The organism is Dyadobacter sp. CY261, from assembly GCF_021440085.1.
Taxonomy (GTDB): domain Bacteria; phylum Bacteroidota; class Bacteroidia; order Cytophagales; family Spirosomataceae; genus Dyadobacter.
Genome location: NZ_JAKCPW010000001.1, coordinates 230,229 through 243,471, shown reverse-complemented (window position 1 = coordinate 243,471; position 13,243 = coordinate 230,229). Strand labels below are relative to the sequence as shown.

Here is a 13,243-nt window from a genome sequence, read left to right as displayed (position 1 = left end):
ATATTAAGCCTTAGCAACAAAAAAAAGGGAGAAAAACTTCTCCCTTTTTAAACCATCAATCAATCTTAACCGAACCCATTCAGGTTCAATTACTTACTTCATAGTTACACTTTTCAATTGGAGGTCCACGATAGCAGCTTTTTGAGCCGCGCTATGGTTATTGGTGTCATTGGCAAGCTTCTCTTTTTGCGGAGCAGGTGTTTCGATTGCAGGAGCCGATGCCGGCAACGCGTTGCTTACAACTGCAACTTTGATTTTTTCTTCAACTGTATATGTAGAGTTAACATTTGCATAAGCAGCGCTAGTCAAAGCTACCAAAGCGATGGCCAACAGATTTTTTGCATTTTTCATTGGAAATAGTGTTTTAAGTTTTTCTTGTGTTCTCTTTCGTGTTTCGAGTACAAATATAATACAATAATCTGAAAACAAACGTTCAACGAATTGGACAACATTACAACACAATCTCGTCAGAGGCCATAAAAAGCCGTTTATTAAATTCAATATATATAACTATTCAAAGATTTGAAATTTTAAAGCCGCTGATTTTTCAAAAAAGTCACCCCATAAGATTTTGCCACGCCTGACGGAAGTATTACCTTATTATTAAGCGATATTAAACACTGCCGATTTATTTCACATATGCGTCACAAGGCCAAATAATATTTGGAGTGTATTATACCAACACCCAAATTCACGGAAGAATCGGCCCGTAAATGCCTAAAAGCGCGAAATTTTTTCAAAAAAATTTTAAAATATTTTTCCGGGATTGATTATTCGGTCGGAATTTACCGGTTTCACAGGTCCGCTGCGGTCTTTAAGGGAACACTTCGCACGGATTTCGCAAAGAAAGTCTGGCCGAAATTGCCCATCTTTGCACCCCTCCAAAAGGAGAGAACCAGATACGCCGGCCACAAAATCGACGGACCGGCTCAGGAGAGCGTATGAAAGTTTGCATTGCGGAAAAGCCCAGCGTAGCCAGGGATATTGCGACTGTTATCGGCGCCAGCCAGCGCCGCGATGGCTATTTTGAAGGCAATGGCTATCAGGTAACCTGGACATTCGGCCACTTCTGCACATTGAAAGAGCCGCATGACTACACCGAGCGGTGGAAATCATGGCGGCTGGAAGACCTGCCTATGATCCCATCGAGTTTTGGGATCAAGCTTATCGACAACGAGGGTGCATTAAGGCAATTCGGGATAATTGAAACGCTGGTGCGTGACTGCGAAGAAGTGATCAACTGCGGTGATGCCGGCCAGGAAGGTGAGCTGATACAGCGATGGGTGCTGTTGAAAGCCAAATGTACTGCACCTGTAAAAAGGCTATGGATTTCATCCCTCACCGAGCAGGCCATCCGCGAAGGGTTCGATAAACTGCGGGAAGGGAGCCAATACGACAATTTATATGCGGCCGGGAGCGCACGGGCGATTGGCGATTGGTTGCTGGGAATGAATGCCACGCGGCTCTTTACCAAAAAATTCGGTGGAGGAAAAGCAGTGCTGTCCATCGGCAGGGTACAAACCCCTACCCTCGCGCTCATCGTCCAGCGGCAAAAGGAGATCGACGCATTCGTCTCCGAAGAGTATTGGGAGCTTAAAACTATCTATCGCGAAACGGAGTTTACGGCGACGATTGACCGAATCAAAAATGTGGAAAAAGCCAATAAAGGCCTGGACTATTTGCAACAGCACGATTTTGAAGTAACCGCGTTTGAAAAAAAGGAAGGAAAAGAAGGCAATCCGCGGCTTTTTGATCTTACTTCATTACAAGTAGAAGCCAACAAAAAATATGGGTATTCGGCGGAGGACACTTTAAAACACGTTCAAAACCTCTATGAAAAGAAGTTTGTTACTTACCCACGTGTTGACACCACTTATCTTTCAGAAGATTTGCATCCGAAAGTCGAAGGAATTCTCCGCGAACTCACTTATTACAGTCAGTATACAATGCCGCTGCTGGCTAATTTGCCCATTCCGAAGTCCAAAAACGTTTTCGACGACAAGAAGGTAACCGACCACCACGCCATCATCCCGACCGGCGTACTGCCAGGTCATATCAGTCAGGACGAGAAACGCATTTACGATTTGATCACACGCCGCTTCATTGCCGTTTTCTACCCTGAATGTAAGGTTTCTAACACCACCGTTCTGGGGATGGTAGGGCAGGTGGAATTTAAAGCGACGGGCAAGCAAATCCTCGAACTGGGCTGGCGGGAGCTGTATATAAATGAAAAGGATTCCAAAAAAGAGGGCGAAGAGGAAAAAGTAATGCCGATATTCGAAGTAGGTGAACGCGGGCCGCACGTACCGCGCGTTCATCATGGTAAAACCTCGCCGCCAAAGGCCTACACCGAAGCAACGTTGCTCCGGGCGATGGAAACGGCCGGAAAGCAGGTCGAAGACGAGGAAGTGCGTGAATTGATGAAAGATAACGGCATCGGCCGCCCGTCGACGCGTGCTAATATCATCGAAACACTATTCAAACGTAAGTACATCGAAAAGAAGAAAAAGAACGTCCACGCCACGCAAACCGGGATCGATCTCATCGATACGATCCAGAATGAGCTTCTCAAAAGCGCAGAACTCACGGGGCATTGGGAACGCAAGCTTCGCCTGATTGAAAAAGGGGAGTATGCGATGGATACCTTCAAGCAGGAATTGATTGAAATGGTGGTAAAACTCACGCATGAGGTCAAGAATGAACGTGCAAGGTCCATTACCATCATCGAGGAGGTTCCCGTTGTCGTGGAAAAGGGTGAAAAGCCAAAAAAAGAGCGCAAACCGTGCGAACCGAAGGAAGAGGTTACGATCGAATCCCTTCACTGCCCCAAATGCAAGGAGCACTTGTTAAAGAAAGGAAAAACTGCCTACGGGTGCAGCAACTTTCAGGTTTGCGGCTTCAAGATTCCATTTGAGTTTTTAGGCAAAAAACTAACGGATAAACACGTATTCGATCTGCTAAGCAAAGGCAAGACACTGAAAATCAAAGGACTTCAAATCCCCGGTAGCCCCGACCTCATCGACGCACGTCTGGTAATGAACGGCGACTTCAATTTTGAAGTCGGGTAATCGCTACATCGGGCTGTTGGTGGTTTCCACATAAGGTAAATGAAATGTTAGCCCGGATATCTGGCAGAGCGCCAGGAACTCCGAAAGGGTCGGCATAGCGCCCTGTCTCAGGATCCTGTCAGACGAATTTCGGGAAACTCCGGCCTTTTCAAGTTCCTCTTCCAGATTAATTCCTTTTACTTTTACTATTGCCTTAATATCCTCGACCAATTCTTTGGCCCGGGATTCAAATACTGTCGTTTCCATTTGTTGATGATGTTTGGTTTGCCCGGGAAAAGAACAAAACCGTGCCAACCTTTCTCCCTCGCTTCCTGTGAAAAATGCTATTGGCCTGACATTTGCTTTGCTAAAAGTGAGTAAATACAACCCTGTTTTAATGAATGAAAACCGCTATTCAGCAGTTTTACCCAAACAACCTTTAACAATCAAACCAATGAATAACTATCATCAACAAGACGGCACATTCAAAATCGGCGGCGACATCGAGATCAACCGGTTGGGCTACGGAGGCATGCAACTCACGGGCTCAGGCGTATGGGGTGACGCCCCCGACCGTGAGAATGCAAAAAAAGTGCTTCGCGCTGCCGTCGACGCGGGCGTCAATTTTATCGACACCGCCGATTCCTATGGCCCCCACACAAACGAGACGCTCATTGCCGATGCGCTCCACCCTTACCCAAACCAGCTACTGATCGCCACCAAAGGCGGCTTTGAACGAACCGGCCCCAATCAGTGGCGAGTCAACGGCCATCCCGACCATATCAGGCAGGCAATCGAAGGAAGCCTCAAAAGGCTGAAGAAGGATGTGATTGATCTCTGGCAACTTCATCGCGTAGATTCGCGCTATGCCGTTGAAGAAACACTCGGACCGGTGCTGGATGCCGTGAAAGCAGGCAAGATCCGGCACGTAGGGTTATCGGAGGTCGATGTTGATCAAATTAAACAGGCCGAGAAAACAATACCGATCGTTTCGGTTCAAAATCTTTATAACCTGGGTAACCGGCAATGGGAAAATGTACTCGATTACACGGTAGAGCGAGGAATGGCATTTATTCCCTGGTATCCATTGGCATCAGGTCCGGAAAAGCTTAAAAACAAAATTTCCGGCATCGCGGAGAAACATCATGCAAACACGGCACAGATCGCATTGGCCTGGCTGCTGAAACGCTCTCCGAACATCCTGCTCATTCCGGGTACCAGCTCGCTGGAACATCTTGAAGAGAACTTGCAGGGAGGTAGTATTTCTCTGTCCGACGAAGACTTTAATGCATTGTCTTAACCGACTTAAAATTCGCCTAAATGCAAAGCTACCAAAACAAAACAGTGATCGTCACCGGTGCCGGAAACGGCATCGGTAGCGTCATTGCTACCCACTATGCGCGACAGGGCGCTACCGTTGCGCTGTGGGACCGCGACCCAACCGGGCTCGAGACGATCAGGATAGCATTGGAAAAAGAAGGCCTCAAAGCCATTTCGCGTGTGATTGATCTAACCAATCCCCATGAGATCGTTACCGGTTTTGAAGAAGACCAGCAGGCGCTGGGACGGATCGACGTGCTGATCAACAACGCGGGGCTGGGACGAACGAAATCGCCTTATGAGCTGACGCTAGACGATTGGGACTATGTGCTTAACACAAATCTGCGCGGCACGTTCCTGTGTGCACGCGAGGCCGCGAGGGTCATGCGTGCCCAGGGTAAAGGATCAATTGTAAATATCGCTTCTACACGTGCATTGATGTCGGAACCAAATACCGAGGCCTATGCCGCTTCAAAAGGCGGAATACTGGCATTGACGCACGCACTGGCGATCTCATTGGGCCCCGATCACATTACCGTCAATGCGATCAGTCCAGGATGGATTGAAACCGGCGATTACAGCAAATTGAAAGCCTCAGATCACGCCCAGCATCCCTCCGGCCGCGTCGGAAAACCCGACGACATTGCACGTGCATGTCTGTACCTTACAGATCCGGAGAATGATTTCATCACCGGCGCCAATCTGATCATCGACGGCGGTATGACACGCAAAATGATATATGAAGAATAGATTTACTGTTTTTCTATCTTTTTGAGCTCACTGTCGAGAAAGGATTTAGGAAGCCATTTAGTCCCGATCATCACACCTTCGATGGTTTTGGTGTTACCAATGTTTTCCAATGGATTAGCCGAAAGCAACACCAGATCGGAAACATTACCCGCTTTGATCGTGCCTGAATCCTTTTTATCCAAATAACTGGCGACATTCACCGTCCCGGTTTTCAATGCCTCATAGGGCGTCAGACCAGCGTCTACGAGGTACTTTAATTCATGGTGTATTGCAAAACCAGGTACATTTAACACCTGCGGCGCATCGCAGCCGAGCATCAGCTGCACGCCGCCCTTCTGGCAGGCCAGGATCAATTTCCGGCGGATATTCACAAATGCTTCCGCCCGCTCCCTGTTGAATTTGGGATTGTTGACATAACTGCTTTTCGCATTCAGCCAGTTTTTCTTTTCATCGGCAGTCACGTATTTCAATTCCGGATCATTCTCATAAGCCGAAGCCGGTAATGGCGACAGCCAGCGCTCGGCAATGGCTTGTGTCGGCACTACCCGTATGTTTTTGTCTCTTAAACTTCTGATCAGCTTCGGAATACGCGCCGTATCGGCGGCATAGGCGATCCCGTTGCCAAAAAGACCGGTTTCCTGCTCGGCAAGCGTATCGGTGCCAGGCACGATGGCTTCCACAAATCCGTCGAGATGGTCAATGGAAGAATAACCTGCATCGATAGCCGCCCAAACGCCAACGGCGAATGAAACGTGGCCAACCATGCCGATACCGAGTTCTTTCGAAGTTTTGGCAATGCCAGGAAACGTTTCTTTGGTTAATCCCGGAAGCAGTTTCAGATAATCGTAACCTGCTGCTTTTTCCTCTTTCACCATTTCAATACCGCGGGCTGCGGTTTTTACGGTTTGTCCGCTAAATGCCGGCCCGGTCGTGTAAAAATTCGGTCCCAGCACTTCCCCGCTCAGCACTTTTTCTCGGAGTTCCAGATGCTTGGCATTGCCGAGCATGCCGCGGATCGTGGTGATGCCGTTGGCGAGATAGAGCGTCAGCACATCCTTCATCGGCCCGAAGTCGTCAATCGCCGGCACATGGGCATGCATTTCCGACCAGCCAGGTACGAGATACTTGCCTTTGGCATCGACCACCAGTGCATTGCTGCCGGATTTGGCGTTAGCTCCTATCGAAACAATTTTACCGTTCCTGACCACCACCGTCTGGTCCTTCAACACCGTCTCACGGTCCATCGGGATGATGTTTACCGATTTGAAGACAATATCACGATCGACATTACTTACAGGCCCTTGCGCGAAGCCAGCCTGGGCACTCATTAATCCGAAAATGAAAATCAGTCTGCGTATCATAGCTGTGATGTGTTTTGAATGGTCAGGAACAGGATAATGGTATTAACTCACTACCGCGACATTCTGCGCATTTTTCTGCGCTTTCAGGCATAGCTCGGTCGCCAGGAAGCAATGCTCCTGCGACATTGCCGTTTCGGTGCGGTTCAAAACGTCATCCACCAGCTGGCGGCCATAAGGCAATTCCACCTTGCTGCAATCGACGTAGGTCGTTTCTTTGTTATTGACAACAAAAAGGTGGTTTCCGCCCTCGCGCCCACCGATATCGATATTTTTACGAATTTCAATGAATCCTTCGGTACCAAGCACTGTGAGGCGTCCGTCGCCCCAGGTTTTCAGGCCGTCGGGGGTGAACCAATCGACACGGATGTAACCCGAACCGCCATTGCCACGTAGCATAGCATCACCGAAATCCTCGAATTTAGGATATTGCGGATGGTTTACATTGCCTACCTGCGAGGCGACAACCTGCGCTTTGGTAGAGTTTGTAAAAAACAGATATTGATCAAACTGGTGGGAAGCAATGTCGCAAATGATGCCACCGTAGCGCTTTTTATCAAAAAACCAATCGGGACGGGTATTTGCATTCATCCGGTGCGGGCCAAGTCCAATTGTTTGTACTACTTTGCCAATAGCGCCTTCCCTGATCAACTCCCCGGCCTTCACAGTAGCGCGGTTTTCCAGGCGCTCACTGTACATGATTGAGTAGATACGCTTCGTCTCCTTCTGCACTTTGCGCACCTCGGCCAATTGTTCGAGCGTTGTGAGCCCCGGTTTATCTACCATATAATCTTTCCCGGCTTTCATGACACGTACTCCCAGCGGACCACGCTCATCGGGGATACCCGAGCTCAATACAAGCTGAATTGATTTATCGTCCAGGATTTCGGCTTCCGATTTGGCCTGCTTTACATTGGGATAGCGTTTTGCAAATGCCTCTGAAAGATCGGCCTCTTTTGCATAGAAAGAAACCAACTCGCCACCGCCGCGCGTTACTGCCTCCACTTGCCCGTAAATGTGCCCGTGATTAATCCCGATCACCGCAAACTTGATCCGCGGCGGCATTACCGGTACAAAATGGCCCTCAGCCACGACGGTTCTGACAGAGCCGTAGGCATTCGGGGTCAGCTGCGGAAACACGGCCAGCCCGGCGGCGGAATAAAGCGAATTGCGCAGGAAGTCACGACGATTGTCCTGTTGGTCTTTCATTGCTCGATTGGAATGTAGTGAATACTTAGTAAAGCACATTTCCGGCAGATATAATGTGCTGTTCACAAGGACAGTGTTCTCTGCCTTTTTCCCTGACAACCTGCGGCCCGGAATCGTCTATTTATTTCCTACTGAAATCCCAAAGGTAATACGGGAGTCGTTGCGTTTACGGCCTGTTTCCACCACGCTTTCATAGGAGTTTTCAAAGCTCGTCCTAAGCGCCATCCATTTGTTGAGCGGTAGCTCTACTGAAAGAATAGTGTTCCAGCGTGTATTGGAAAGATCGTTCAATGCGGGCTGGATGAATGTGAGGTGATTAAACCTGAATTTATCGGACAAAAACGAATGCTTTCCCTTGACACGAAACGAGTTACGAACCGTCGTAACGGTCGATTTCTCAAAAAAGTTGGTGGACTCGTACAGGATTGCATTGGTAAGCGTGAGGTCGTGCGATTTGGTCCGGAAAACGCGGTAGCCAATGCCCGCTCCTGCCATTTGCCGGATGTCTATACGGCGCAAATTACTGGTTTCCAATACAGCCAGCCCAAATACATAGGTCTTGTGCTTTTTAAAAACATCCACAAAGAGATCGACGTAACTGTCTCGCTCGGCCAGTATACCGTTTTGCTCGCCGTAGGTGAATCTGGGATTGGTAGCAATGTTGATTAATGGCCCGCCGAAAATAAGCTCGGCACGAAGCACCATCAGGCTACGGTTCACATTTCCCCTGGTAAAATTGCCGTCGCCAGCGAAGCGGTAACGGATGGTGTCGATCAGCACGCGTGGTGGCTTCGTAGCGGTGTCGGGCTTTGGGGCTATGAGCGAATCGGCCGGCACCAATTTTAACTTGGTTGTATCCGGTTTTGCGTCCTGTGCCAGCGCTGGAATGGATATCAGGGAAATCAGAAAAGCGAAAAGCTTAAAGAAACGGTAGCAGGTCAATTTTTTCATCACGGCAATTTTGCAAAATAATGGTGCCAAAAATAGCATCAGTTGGTTAATTTGCCCTATGAAAAAGAATGATCCCGACGGAGCACCCGCGCCTGGCTTGCATAACTTTATTTTACTCGATTTCAATATTTCCGAACTGTCGGTCTCGCACATCCTGAACAACAGTTCCCAAATGCCATCGACCGAAAAAAGAGGCTTTTTCGACATTCAGCCCTATGAAATCGATGTTGATTATGCCGCTTTCCGCATTGCCACTTCATTGACAGAAACATTTAAAGTCGTATTAAAGCAGGATCACAAAGCAGTAAACCTATATTGTGAATGCACGCGCCCGAAGACAAAGCTATGCGAGCACCAGGGCCAGGTTTTATATAACCTACTCAACAAAAGGGACCTGCGGGCATTCTTTGATAAAAAAATCCGGCAGGAAAAGATCCGCGAAACCGCCGTGCTTTACGGTCTTGAAAACGAACAGGATCTCGATCAGTATTTTCAGCTTCAATATGCAGGTCGCGAGCTGCATGTCAAACCCAGGTTGAAGGAATTGATCCCGCTGGATACATTGTCGGTGGAGGCAATGCAGGAACAACTGTTAATCGGCCAGGCGCCCAACCTGCCGGTTCCCCAATCGCAGGCGACCGACTCCAAACCCATTGTCGCAATCGGCCTGAACAAGTATTATGACCATTTTTATATGGAGATGTACGAGGCGCCGGTGACGCGTCAGGGCAAGTTGAAAAACCCCTTCACGGCACTGAACCCATTCGAACAGATCTGGAAGACGCAGCATCCCGAGGGCATCAAATTTTACACAGCAGTAGCCTCGTTCCAGAACAATTTCAGGAAAAAGAACCCGGAAACCGATATTCCGAGATTGCATTCGGTCGTTCAAAATCCTTTGAATATTGACTTTTATTACCATAATCCTTCTGTTTCGGAGAATATCAATGCTGGCTCTCTGCTGCCCGTGAAGCTGGCCGCAACGCCGGCCGACCTGGTACTGACCATCGATAAAAAAGATCCGTTTTTCCAGGTTCGTGGCGAATTGGTGCTCGACAGCGTACACCTCGACCTGGAAAGTGTGCAGTTCCGATACGATTACTTTGTCTTGTACAAAGATTCGCTGCATCTGATCGAAAGCCAGGATATCCTGCGAACACTTCAATTTTTCAGGCAGCATAATCAGCGCATTTATATTCACGAATCCAAGTTTGAGGCGTTCAGGGTCAATCTGCTTTCAAAACTTGGAAACAGCATTCGCATTAATTATACGTACGTGAAACCGGCCACTCAGGCGCAGCGGGAAGAACAAGGTTTTGACACGGGTGTCGAGAAGATTATTTACCTGGAAGACGTCGGTAATTATGTGATGATCACGCCGGTGCTTAAATATGGCAACGTGGAAGTCCCGCTGTTTTCGAGAAACGATATCTACGCGGTGGATAACCACGGCAATCCGTTCATGGTCAAGCGCGATGAAGAGGCGGAGCTGCGTTTTGGCAGCGCGGTGATGCGGCAACATCCAGATTTTGAGGAGCAGCTGGGCAGGGAATTCTTCTATCTGCACCGCGGCAGCTTTCTGAATGAAGACTGGTTCCCGAATGCTTTCGAAGAATGGCAGAACCAGGGTGTTACCATATTAGGCTTTAATAAGCTGACCAAAAACCGGTTAAATCAGAATAAAGCCAAAATCTCCGTGCATGTGAACAGCGGCATCAACTGGTTCAATACCACAGCCAATGTGGCCTTTGGCAAACAGAAGGTTACGCTAAAACATCTGCACAAAGCAGTTAAGAACCGAAGCAAATATGTGGAACTTGGGGACGGGACGCTGGGCATCCTGCCGGAGCAATGGGTGGAGAAGTTCGCCAAGTTTTTCGATGCCGGCGAGATCGCGGGCGAGATTATCCAGACACCCAAGATCCGTTTCGCTTCGGTAGAAGAAATGTATGAGGGTGAAATGCTCGACCGCGAAGTCAAGGAGCAGATCTCATTCTATCAATCCCGCGTCCAGGATTTTGAAAACATAAAGCCGGTGCCGGTTCCGCGGACATTGAAAGCGAGCTTGCGCAACTATCAGAAACAAGGGCTCAACTGGCTGAATTTCCTGGATGAATACAATTTCGGCGGCTGTTTGGCCGACGATATGGGTTTGGGTAAAACCCTGCAAGTCATCGCATTTATATTATTACAAAGAAAAAAACAGGTGCGGAACACCAATCTGGTCATCGTTCCAACTTCGCTGATCTTCAATTGGCAAGCCGAAATTGAAAAATTTGCGCCAAGCATTAAAATCCTCACCATTTACGGCTTAGACCGAGCAAAAGACGTCACCGACTTCGATCGCTACGAGGTCATTCTCACGTCGTACGGCACGTTGCTGTCGGACATCAATTTTCTTAAAAAATACGAGTTCAACTACATTATTCTGGACGAATCACAAGCTATTAAAAATCCGGAATCGCAGCGATACAAAGCGGCAAGACTGTTACAATCGCGCAACAAACTGGTACTGACAGGAACACCTGTTGAGAACAATACATTCGACCTTTTCGGCCAGCTTTCCTTTGCCTGCCCGGGCTTGCTGGGGAACAAAACACAGTTCCGCAACCATTTCTCGATCCCCATCGACCGCTTCAAGGATAGTGAGCGGGCCGTGGAGCTTCAAAGGCGGATCAACCCATTCATTTTGCGCCGTACCAAGCAACAGGTCGCCTCCGAGCTTCCCGAGAAAACAGAAATGGTGATCTACTGCGAAATGGGCGAAGAACAACGCAAGGTTTACAATGCCTACGAACTGGAATTTTACAACTATCTGAATACCCGAAACGACGGCGATATCGAACGAAGCAGGCTGCATGTTTTACAAGGACTTACCAAGTTGCGACAGATCTGCAACTCACCTGCGCTGCTGCGCGACGACCTTTACTACGGAAACGCATCGGCTAAAATCGACGTGTTAATGGAGCAGATCGAGGATACTGCACCGTGGCATAAAATACTGATATTCTCACAGTTCACTTCCATGCTCGACCTCATCCGCCCTCAACTGGAAGAACGCGGCATCGGTTACGAATACCTCACCGGCCGGACACGCGACCGGGGCGCTCGCGTCGAGAATTTCCAGACGAACGAGCAGGTGCGTGTGTTCCTGATCAGTCTGAAAGCGGGGGGAACCGGGTTAAACCTGACAGAAGCAGATTATGTCTATCTGATCGATCCGTGGTGGAACCCGGCCGTAGAAAACCAGGCCATCGACCGTAGCCACCGCATTGGGCAGCATAAAAATGTGATCGCGGTACGGCTGATTTGCCCCGGGACGATCGAAGAAAAAGTGATGGAATTACAGGAGACAAAAAAAGACCTGGCCAATGACCTCATCAAAACCGATACCGATGTGCTGAAATCATTGACCAGGGCCGATTTAATGGCGCTGGTGTCGCGCTAGTCCAGATTTTTGTGGATCTCGTTGATCAGGTATTCCTTGGGGTCATTGAAATACTCCCAAAAAAATATCCCGGCCAGCTTGTTCTTTTTCACATATTTGCATTTTTCTTTAATCGATTTTTCGTCCTCGTAGGTGATGAGTACTTTGGTCGAGTCATTGAAAAGATAAGGTGCCTTCGCCTTTTTGTCATAATATTTTTTGTAACCATTTTGGTCCATCATCGTGTCTTTCAGCTTGGTATAACCGCCGCCCTGCACCGATTTCACCCGCTTCGCTCCCAACCCATGGTTATCGGCCGTTTCTGCTTCCCAGCCTTTGCCGTAAAATGCTGCGCCCAGGCCGATCTTGCTTGCCGGTACCCCTGCCGCGATGAAATTCTTCACCGAACGATCGGCTGAGGAACCTTCGCCGGAAGGATCGTTGTCATAGAGGTTGGTGTGGTGCCCTACTGTGCCATTACGGCCACCGTAGTCGTAGGTCATGATCAGAATGTAATCCAGATAGGCTTGCGCCAGGCCCATTTCGGTGTGCTCGATGAAGGATTTGGAGCCTCCCACAGCGGTGGTAAGCAGGTATTTCTTTCCTTTTTCCTTTTCCAGGATATTTAGCTCATCACGCAGCGCTTTAAACATCAGCGTGAAGTTCTGCTTATCCTCGGGGCGGAAAATATTGCCTTCCTCACCACGCATGCCGGGATATTCCCAGTCGATATCCACGCCGTCGAGGTCGAATTGGCGGACGATGTCCACGCTGGATTTGGCAAATTTCACCCGTGACGACTCGGTCAGCACCGCATCCGAGAAGTTCTCGCTCCATGCCCAGCCGCCGATCGAGATCACGATTTTCAGGTCAGGATTTTTTTGCTTGAGCAAATTCAATTTCCGGAAGTTGGTGGAATCGGTCGCGAGATTGGTCAGCACGGCCATGCTGTCCTGCACGTTCACAAACGCATAATTGATGTGCGTCAGCTTCTCTGCATCGATCTCCTCGATATTGGCCAGGCCACGGAAGCCGCCTACGTAACCGTTGACAATGTATTTTTTCTTCTTTTGGGCTGAAACGGTGCCGGAAATAAACAGGCACAGCAACAATGCCAGCAGCCAGGAGCCGGAAAGGCAGTTCCAGAGATTAGGTCTCATAGGATTAGGAAATTTAGGTTT

At 48.8% G+C, this 13,243-nt stretch carries 10 protein-coding genes; 4 read left to right on the top strand and 6 right to left on the bottom strand.

Annotated features, from left to right (window positions below):
- Window positions 1-93: 93 nt before the first annotated feature.
- Window positions 94-351, bottom strand: coding sequence for a hypothetical protein (locus LZD49_RS01040; RefSeq protein ID WP_234665451.1), 258 nt, complete (start codon window positions 349-351; stop codon window positions 94-96).
- 590 nt (window positions 352-941) lie between these two features.
- Between LZD49_RS01040 and LZD49_RS01035 the strand changes: the two genes are divergently transcribed.
- The gene (locus LZD49_RS01035) at window positions 942-3,068 is read left to right on the top strand and encodes a type IA DNA topoisomerase (RefSeq protein ID WP_234665450.1); all 2,127 of its coding nucleotides are present in this window, start codon (window positions 942-944) and stop codon (window positions 3,066-3,068) included.
- 3 nt (window positions 3,069-3,071) lie between these two features.
- Here LZD49_RS01035 and LZD49_RS01030 read toward each other — a convergent pair whose 3' ends face one another.
- Window positions 3,072-3,314, bottom strand: a complete 243-nt coding sequence (locus LZD49_RS01030) for a transcriptional regulator (RefSeq protein ID WP_234665449.1) — start codon at window positions 3,312-3,314, stop codon at window positions 3,072-3,074.
- A 187-nt stretch (window positions 3,315-3,501) separates the two neighbouring features.
- On the opposite strand from LZD49_RS01030, the gene LZD49_RS01025 reads away from it, so the two are divergent.
- On the top strand, window positions 3,502-4,347 hold the full coding sequence (locus LZD49_RS01025) for an aldo/keto reductase (RefSeq protein ID WP_234665448.1): 846 nt from the start codon (window positions 3,502-3,504) through the stop codon (window positions 4,345-4,347).
- A 20-nt stretch (window positions 4,348-4,367) separates the two neighbouring features.
- Window positions 4,368-5,117, top strand: a complete 750-nt coding sequence (locus LZD49_RS01020) for an SDR family NAD(P)-dependent oxidoreductase (RefSeq protein WP_234665447.1) — start codon at window positions 4,368-4,370, stop codon at window positions 5,115-5,117.
- Window positions 5,118-5,119: 2 nt separating this feature from the next.
- Here LZD49_RS01020 and LZD49_RS01015 read toward each other — a convergent pair whose 3' ends face one another.
- The 3 genes from LZD49_RS01015 to LZD49_RS01005 form a co-directional block, all read right to left on the bottom strand.
- On the bottom strand, window positions 5,120-6,478 hold the full coding sequence (locus tag LZD49_RS01015; RefSeq protein ID WP_234665446.1) for an amidohydrolase family protein: 1,359 nt from the start codon (window positions 6,476-6,478) through the stop codon (window positions 5,120-5,122).
- A 42-nt stretch (window positions 6,479-6,520) separates the two neighbouring features.
- A complete protein-coding gene (locus LZD49_RS01010) occupies window positions 6,521-7,684 on the bottom strand; it encodes a Gfo/Idh/MocA family protein (RefSeq protein ID WP_234665445.1) in 1,164 nt (387 codons plus the stop codon).
- A gap of 117 nt (window positions 7,685-7,801) precedes the next feature.
- Window positions 7,802-8,635 carry a DUF481 domain-containing protein gene (locus LZD49_RS01005; RefSeq protein WP_234665444.1) on the bottom strand — a complete coding sequence of 278 codons (834 nt, stop codon included), beginning with the start codon at window positions 8,633-8,635 and terminating at the stop codon, window positions 7,802-7,804.
- 58 nt (window positions 8,636-8,693) lie between these two features.
- On the opposite strand from LZD49_RS01005, the gene LZD49_RS01000 reads away from it, so the two are divergent.
- Window positions 8,694-12,083 (top strand): DEAD/DEAH box helicase, encoded by a 3,390-nt coding sequence (locus LZD49_RS01000; RefSeq protein ID WP_234665443.1) that lies wholly within the window; start codon window positions 8,694-8,696, stop codon window positions 12,081-12,083.
- Here LZD49_RS01000 and LZD49_RS00995 read toward each other — a convergent pair.
- The gene (locus tag LZD49_RS00995; RefSeq protein WP_234665442.1) at window positions 12,080-13,222 is read right to left on the bottom strand and encodes a glycoside hydrolase family 18 protein; all 1,143 of its coding nucleotides are present in this window, start codon (window positions 13,220-13,222) and stop codon (window positions 12,080-12,082) included. The genes LZD49_RS01000 and LZD49_RS00995 overlap by 4 nt on opposite strands.
- Between the last annotated feature and the right edge of the window lie 21 nt (window positions 13,223-13,243).

Bases quoted from the DNA above. Each gene is read 5' to 3' on its own strand.
- LZD49_RS01010 (WP_234665445.1), bottom strand. From the start codon at position 7,684: ATGAAAGACCAACAGGACAATCGTCGTGACTTCCTGCGCAATTCGCTT.
- LZD49_RS01020 (WP_234665447.1), top strand. From the start codon at position 4,368: ATGCAAAGCTACCAAAACAAAACAGTGATCGTCACCGGTGCCGGAAAC.
- LZD49_RS01030 (WP_234665449.1), bottom strand. From the start codon at position 3,314: ATGGAAACGACAGTATTTGAATCCCGGGCCAAAGAATTGGTCGAGGAT.
- LZD49_RS01025 (WP_234665448.1), top strand. From the start codon at position 3,502: ATGAATAACTATCATCAACAAGACGGCACATTCAAAATCGGCGGCGAC.
- LZD49_RS00995 (WP_234665442.1), bottom strand. From the start codon at position 13,222: ATGAGACCTAATCTCTGGAACTGCCTTTCCGGCTCCTGGCTGCTGGCA.
- LZD49_RS01035 (WP_234665450.1), top strand. From the start codon at position 942: ATGAAAGTTTGCATTGCGGAAAAGCCCAGCGTAGCCAGGGATATTGCG.
- LZD49_RS01000 (WP_234665443.1), top strand. From the start codon at position 8,694: ATGAAAAAGAATGATCCCGACGGAGCACCCGCGCCTGGCTTGCATAAC.
- LZD49_RS01005 (WP_234665444.1), bottom strand. From the start codon at position 8,635: ATGAAAAAATTGACCTGCTACCGTTTCTTTAAGCTTTTCGCTTTTCTG.
- LZD49_RS01015 (WP_234665446.1), bottom strand. From the start codon at position 6,478: ATGATACGCAGACTGATTTTCATTTTCGGATTAATGAGTGCCCAGGCT.
- LZD49_RS01040 (WP_234665451.1), bottom strand. From the start codon at position 351: ATGAAAAATGCAAAAAATCTGTTGGCCATCGCTTTGGTAGCTTTGACT.